3 protein-coding genes and 1 pseudogene are annotated in these 6,399 nt (G+C 67.7%); all 4 read left to right on the forward strand.

Going from position 1 to position 6,399, the window contains the following annotated elements; all coding sequences use genetic code 11:
• Positions 1-7 precede the first annotated feature (7 nt).
• Positions 8-1,459, forward strand: coding sequence for an aldehyde dehydrogenase (locus AB4Y43_RS13440; protein WP_368727988.1), 1,452 nt, complete (start codon positions 8-10; stop codon positions 1,457-1,459).
• A gap of 85 nt (positions 1,460-1,544) precedes the next feature.
• A pseudogene (locus AB4Y43_RS13445) lies at positions 1,545-3,457 on the forward strand (feruloyl-CoA synthase).
• 12 nt (positions 3,458-3,469) lie between these two features.
• Positions 3,470-5,257, forward strand: a complete 1,788-nt coding sequence (locus tag AB4Y43_RS13450; protein WP_368727989.1) for an acyl-CoA dehydrogenase family protein — start codon at positions 3,470-3,472, stop codon at positions 5,255-5,257.
• Positions 5,258-5,344: 87 nt separating this feature from the next.
• Positions 5,345-6,399, forward strand: a 1,055-nt coding sequence (mhpT, locus tag AB4Y43_RS13455) for a 3-(3-hydroxy-phenyl)propionate transporter MhpT (RefSeq protein WP_368727990.1), incomplete at its 3' end; no start/stop codon positions are given.

Here is a 6,399-nt window from a genome sequence, read left to right on the forward strand (position 1 = left end):
CAACGACATGCATGAAACCCGGCTTCTGATCGGCGGCGAGAAGCGCCGTGCGTCGAACGGCAAGACCTTCGAGCGCATCGATCCGGCCACGCGCGCAGTGGCCACGCGCGCCGCCGCCGCCACGGTGGAAGATGCGGACGCGGCCGTTGCCGCGGCCGCGCGCGCCTTCCCGGCGTGGGCAGCGCTCACGCCCACGGAGCGCCGCAAGCGCCTGCTGGCCGCCGCCGATCGGATGGATGCGCGCACGGCGGACTTCATCGCCATCGGCGCGGCGGAAACGGGCGCAATGGCGAACTGGTACGGCTTCAATGTGATGCTCGCCGCTAACATGCTGCGCGAAGCGGCCGCCATGACCACGCAGATCGACGGCGCGGTGATCCCATCCGACGTGCCCGGCAGCCTCGCGATGGCCGTGCGCCAGCCGTGCGGCGTGGTGCTCGGCATGGCGCCCTGGAACGCACCGGTGATTCTCGCCACGCGTGCGCTCGCCATGCCGCTCGCGTGCGGCAATACAGTGGTCCTGAAGGCATCCGAAGGGTGTCCCGGCGTACATGCGCTGATCGGCGAAGTGCTTAACGAGGCGGGGCTGGGCGAGGGCGTCGTCAACGTGCTCACGCATGCACCGGAAGATGCACCGGCCATTGTCGAGCGCCTGATCGCCAATCCCGCCGTCAAACGCGTGAACTTCACGGGCTCGACGCGCGTGGGGCGCATCGTCGCCGAACTTTCTGCTCGGCATTTGAAGCCCGCACTGCTCGAACTGGGCGGCAAGGCGCCCGTGCTCGTGCTCGACGATGCCGATCTCGACGCGGCAGTGGAAGGCATAGCGTTCGGCGCGTTCTTCAATCAAGGGCAGATCTGCATGTCGACCGAACGCGTGATCGTCGACCGCAAGATTGCCGATGCGTTCGTCGACAAGCTCGTTGCGAAGGCACGCACGCTGAAGGCCGGCGACCCCACGCAGCCGGGCTCGGTGCTGGGGACTCTGGAGAGCGAAGCATCGGCGCGACGCATACTCGCGCTCGTGGAAGACGCGCGCGAGAAGGGTGCGAAACTGCCGCTGGGCTGCGAGGTGAACGGCGCGATCATGCAGCCTGTGATCGTCGAAAACGTCACGCGCGAGATGAAGCTCTACGCCGACGAATCGTTCGGCCCCGTGGTGACGGTACAGCGTGTGGACAGCGACGAAGAAGCGGTGAAGGTCGCCAACGACAGCGAGTACGGGCTTTCGGCGGCGGTGTTCAGCCGCGATATCGCGCGCGCCATGAACGTGGCGAAGCGCATCGAATCGGGCATCTGCCATATCAACGGGCCGACGGTGCACGACGAAGCGCAAATGCCGTTCGGCGGCGTGAAGGCGAGCGGCTATGGCCGCTTCGGCAGCAAGGCTTCGATCGCCGAATTCACGGACCTGCGCTGGATTACCGTGCAGACCGGCCCGCGCCACTATCCGATCTGAACGCGCGCTTCACGACATGAACCACCGGGCCGTCTGCGCCGATCCACCGCGCAGCCCGGCACCGGTCAAGCAAAGGAGACAGGCTTTGGATTCGGAGCCGACCCAAACGCATGCTCGCGCCGTCGTGCAACCGGACTTCGCCGGTTATCGCGCCGTCGCGATCGGCTCGGCCGCGCCGCAGATCGAACGGCGCGGCGACTGCTGGTATTTGCGCTCGAGCGAGGCGCTCGACGACTTCCCCGAACGCGTGACCGACCGGCTCGTGAGCGGCGCGCGCGAGCATCCGGAGCGCTGGCTCGTGGCGCGCCGCGGCGCCGACGGCCAATGGCAGGGCATCAGCTACGCGCAGATGCTCGAACGCGCCCGTGCGATCGGGCAAGCCTTGATCGAGCGAGACTTGTCGGCGGAGCGCCCGGTCGCGCTGCTCTCGGGCAACGATCTCGAACATCTGCAGATGGCGTTCGGCGCGCTATGGGCCGGCGTGCCCTATGCGCCCATTTCTCCCGCTTATTCGCTCGTCTCCAGCGATTACAACAAGCTGCGGCACACGCTGGGTCTGCTCAATCCCGGCCTCGTATTCGCGGCGGACGGCCCCGCTTTTGCCGCGGCGCTCGACGCCGCGGTGCCCGCCGATATCGAGCGCGTGGTCGTGACGCCGGCTGGCGGCGGCCGCCGCGAGACGCCGTTTTCGACGTTGCTCGAGACGCAGGCGGGCAGCTTCGAAGCCGCGCAGACGCGCGTGAGCGGCGACACCATCGCGAAGTTCCTCTTCACCTCCGGCTCGACGCGCCTGCCGAAGGCCGTGCCCACCACGCATCGCATGCTGTGCAGCTGTGCAGCAATCAGCAGATGCTGCTGCAGACGTTCCCGCAGTTCGGCATCGAGCCGCCGGTGCTGGTGGACTGGCTGCCGTGGAATCACACCTTCGGCGGCAGCCACAACGTGGGTATCGCGCTCTACAACGGCGGCACGCTCTATATCGACGACGGCAAACCCGTGGCCGGCCGCTTCGAAGAGACGCTGCGCAATTTGCGCGAAATCGCCCCCACGCTCTACTTCAACGTCCCGAAGGGTTGGGAAGAACTGACTGCCGCGCTCGAAACCGACGCGCAACTGCGCGAGACGTTTTTCTCGCGCGTGAAGATGTATTTCTTCGCGGGCGCGGGGCTCTCGCAGGCGGCGTGGGACCGGCTCGAACGCGTGACGCAGGCCCATTGCGGCGAGCGCATCCGCATCATGGCGGGCCTCGGCATGACCGAGACCGCGCCGTCGTGCCTCTTCACGACCGGCCCTGTGATGGGCGCGGGCTATATCGGCCTGCCCGCGCCGGGCTGCGAGACGCGTCTCGTACCCGTGGACGGCAAGCTCGAAGCGCGCTTTCGCGGCCCGAACGTGATGGGCGGCTACTGGCGCGCGAACGAGGCGGACCGTCACGACGTGTTCGACGAAGAGGGCTACTACCGCACCGGCGACGCCGTGCGCTTCGTCGATGCCGGGCGGCCCGAACTCGGCCTGCTGTTCGACGGACGCATTGCTGAGGATTTCAAGCTCAGCTCCGGCACGTTCGTGAGCGTGGGGCCCATGCGCGCGCGCATCGTCTCGGGCGGCGCACCGTACGTGCAGGACGCGGTGATCGCGGGCATGGACCGCGACGACATCGGCGTGCTGATCTTTCCGCGCCTCGACGAATGCCGCCGGCTCGCGGGGCTCGATGCGAGTGCGCCCGCGCGCGACGTTCTGGACGCGAGCGCCGTGCGCGACTTCTTTGCTGACCTGATGGAGCGGCTGAACCGCGAGGCGACGGGCAGCGCGACCCTCGTCACGCGACTGCACCTGATGGACGCGCCGCCGTCGCTCGATCTGGGCGAGATCACCGACAAAGGGTCGATCAATCAGCGCGTCGTGCTGAGCCAGCGCGCGGCGCTCGTAGACGCGTTGTACGCCGCGCGGGGCACGCAAACGCGCGTGATTTTCGCTCGTCATCTGCAGCACGTTTGAGGAACGTTCACGATGAGTCTCGACTATCAGGTCCCGCTGCGCGACATGCGCTTCGTGATCGACGAATGGATCGAAGCACCCGCATGGTGGCGCAGCGTTCCCGCATGGGCGGACCTCGACAGCGCGACGGCGCAGCAGGTGCTCGAAGAAGCCGCACGTTTCGTGATGGAACGCGTCGCGCCGCTGAACCCGGCGGGCGACCTCGAGGGGAGCCGCTTCGAGGGCGGCGAGGTCTCGATGCCCACGGGCTTTCGCGAGGCGTATGCGGATTTCGTCGCGGCAGGCTGGCCGACGCTCGCGCTCGACGCCGACGCGGGCGGCCAGGGCCTGCCGCAACTGCTCGAAGTCGCACTGCAGGAAATGCTCGCGGCGGCCAACCACGCATGGCTGATGTCGCCCGGCCTCACGCATGGCGCGACGGCGTGTCTGATGGCGCACGGCAGTGATGCGTTGAAGCGCGACTGGCTGCCGAAGATCGCGAGCGGCGAGTGGCTTGCCACGATGTGTCTGACCGAGCCGCAGGCGGGCAGCGATCTCGCGCTGCTGCGCGCGCGAGCGACGCCCGACGCGGCGCACGGCGCCTGGCGCATCGACGGCAGCAAGATCTTCATCACGGGCGGCGAGCACGATCTGACCGACAACATCGTGCACCTCGTGCTCGCGCGTCTGCCCGATGCGCCGGCGGGCACGAAGGGCCTCTCGCTCTTCGTGGTGCCGAAATGGACCTTCGGCGAGACCGGCGAGCGCGTGCGCAACGGCGTGCATTGCGAGGGCATCGAAAAGAAGATGGGCCTCAAGGCGAGCCCGACGTGTTCGATGCGTTTCGAGCACGCGCTGGGCTGGCTGGTGGGCGAGCCGCATCGCGGCCTCGCTTCGATGTTCGTCATGATGAACGCGGCGCGCCTGCAGGTGGCGATGCAGGGTGTGGGCCACGCGCAGCTTGCCTGCCAGCGCGCGCACGCCTACGCGCACGAACGCGTGCAAATGCGCGCCGTGAGTGCGCCTGCGCAATACGAGGGCGAGCCGGCGCAGGCCGCGCCGATCGCGTTTCATCCGGCCATGCGGCGCATCCTGCTCGACTTGCGCGCGACGGTGGAGGGCCAGCGGGCCATCGGCTACTGGATCGGTTACTGGCTCGACGTGGCCGCGCGCCACCCCGATGCGAACGAGCGCCAGGCGGCGGGGCAGCTCGCCTCGCTGCTCACGCCTGTCGCCAAGGCGTTCTTCACCGCCAATGGCTTTGCGGCGGCATCGAGTGCGCTGCAGGTGTTCGGCGGCTACGGCTATATCCACGAATACGGCGTGGAGCAGACGGTGCGCGACAGCCGCGTCGCCATGCTTTACGAAGGCACGAACGAAATCCAGGCGATCGATCTGCTCGTGCGCAAGGTGCTCGGCGATGGCGGCGAGGCGTTGCGCGCGTTGCTTGCGCATGTCACAGCGGACGCCACACGCTGTATCGCTTCCCACGATCCTGCGCTTCACCGTGCAGGCGCACGGCTCGATGCGTTGGTGGCGGACGTGCAGCGCATCACGGGCGAAATCAGGCAGGGCAGTGCAGACGATCGCGAGTTGCCCTACCGCGTGGCCGACGACTATCTCGCGCTTATCGGCTGGCTGCTGCTTGCATTCGCCTGGGCGCGCACGCTGCGCATCGCGATGGATGCCTCGGCCGACGATCCGTTCTATGCCGAAAAGCGCGTCACGGCGCACTACTTCTTCGCTTACCCGCTCATGGCGTTCGATCACCGGCTGCGGCTCATCGAAGCGGGCTGCCGCACTCCGCTGCCCCATGCATGAAATTTTTTTAGCACGTAGGTTAGGTTAACTAACTAGTGACGGTGCGGTGAAAGGCCGCGACATTCCATTACAAAACGAGGAGGCAACGTGTCGTCATCGACTACGCAGGTGAGCGCGCGCACGGCGGCGGGCACCGCATGGGTGTTGGGTTTGTGTCTGATCGTGGCGGTGCTGGAGGGCGTCGATCTTCAGTCGACGGGCGTGGCCGCGCCGCGCATGGCGCGCGAGTTCGGTCTTTCGGTGAGCCAGATGGGGCTCGCGTTCAGTGCGGGCATGCTCGGGCTCCTGCCCGGGGCGATGATCGGCGGACGCCTCGCCGACCGCATCGGGCGCAAGCGCGTGCTGCTGCTCTCGATGGTCGCGTTCGGCGTGTTCTCGATCTTCACCGCCCATGTGTGGAGCTTTGCCACGCTGCTGGTGGCGCGCGTCTTGACCGGCGTCGGCCTTGGCGGCGCCATGCCGAACCTGATCGCGCTCTCGGCCGAAGCCGTGGCGCCGCGGCTGCGCAATACGGCGGTCAGCATCATGTATTGCGGCATGCCGCTCGGCGGCGCGCTCGCGGCGCTGATCGGCGTCCTCAGTGCGGGCGACACCGAATGGCGGCATATCTTCTATGCGGGCGGCGTCGGACCGCTCGTGGTCGCGCCGCTGATCCTCGCCTGCCTGCCCGAATCCGCGGCCTATGAAGCGGCCTCGAGCCGCGCGCAGTCCACGCAGAGCGGCCCGCCGCCCACGTGGCGCGTGCTGTTCGGCGACGGTCGCGCCGCGGTGACCGCACAGATCTGGATCAGCTTTTTCTGCACGCTGATCGTGCTGTACTTCCTGCTCAACTGGCTGCCCTCGCTGATCGTGAGCCGGGGCCTTTCGCGCAGCCAGGCCGGCGTCACGCAGATCTTCTTCAACGTGGGCAGCGTGATCGGCGTGCTCGGCATCGGCATGCTGATGGACCGCGTCAGGCCCGGGCGAGTCGTCGCGGCTGTCTATGCCGGCATCGCGATTTCGCTTTTCATGCTCGCGGGCGCGGGCAACCTGTTCTGGATCTCGGTGTCGGTGCTGCTCGCGGGCATGGGCGTGGTGGGCGCGCAGTCGATGCTCTACGCGCTTTCCGCGGCGAGCTACGCGACCGTCATGCGCGGCACCGG

Origin of the sequence: Paraburkholderia sp. BR10872 (genome assembly GCF_040965835.1) — a bacterium.
In the GTDB taxonomy this organism is placed as follows: Bacteria; Pseudomonadota; Gammaproteobacteria; order Burkholderiales; family Burkholderiaceae; genus Paraburkholderia; species Paraburkholderia nodosa_A.

What these genes read in the sequence shown, in the direction of transcription:
- AB4Y43_RS13440 (WP_368727988.1), top strand. Translation starts at nt 8, where the DNA reads ATGCATGAAACCCGGCTTCTGATCGGCGGCGAGAAGCGCCGTGCGTCG.
- AB4Y43_RS13450 (WP_368727989.1), top strand. Translation starts at nt 3,470, where the DNA reads ATGAGTCTCGACTATCAGGTCCCGCTGCGCGACATGCGCTTCGTGATC.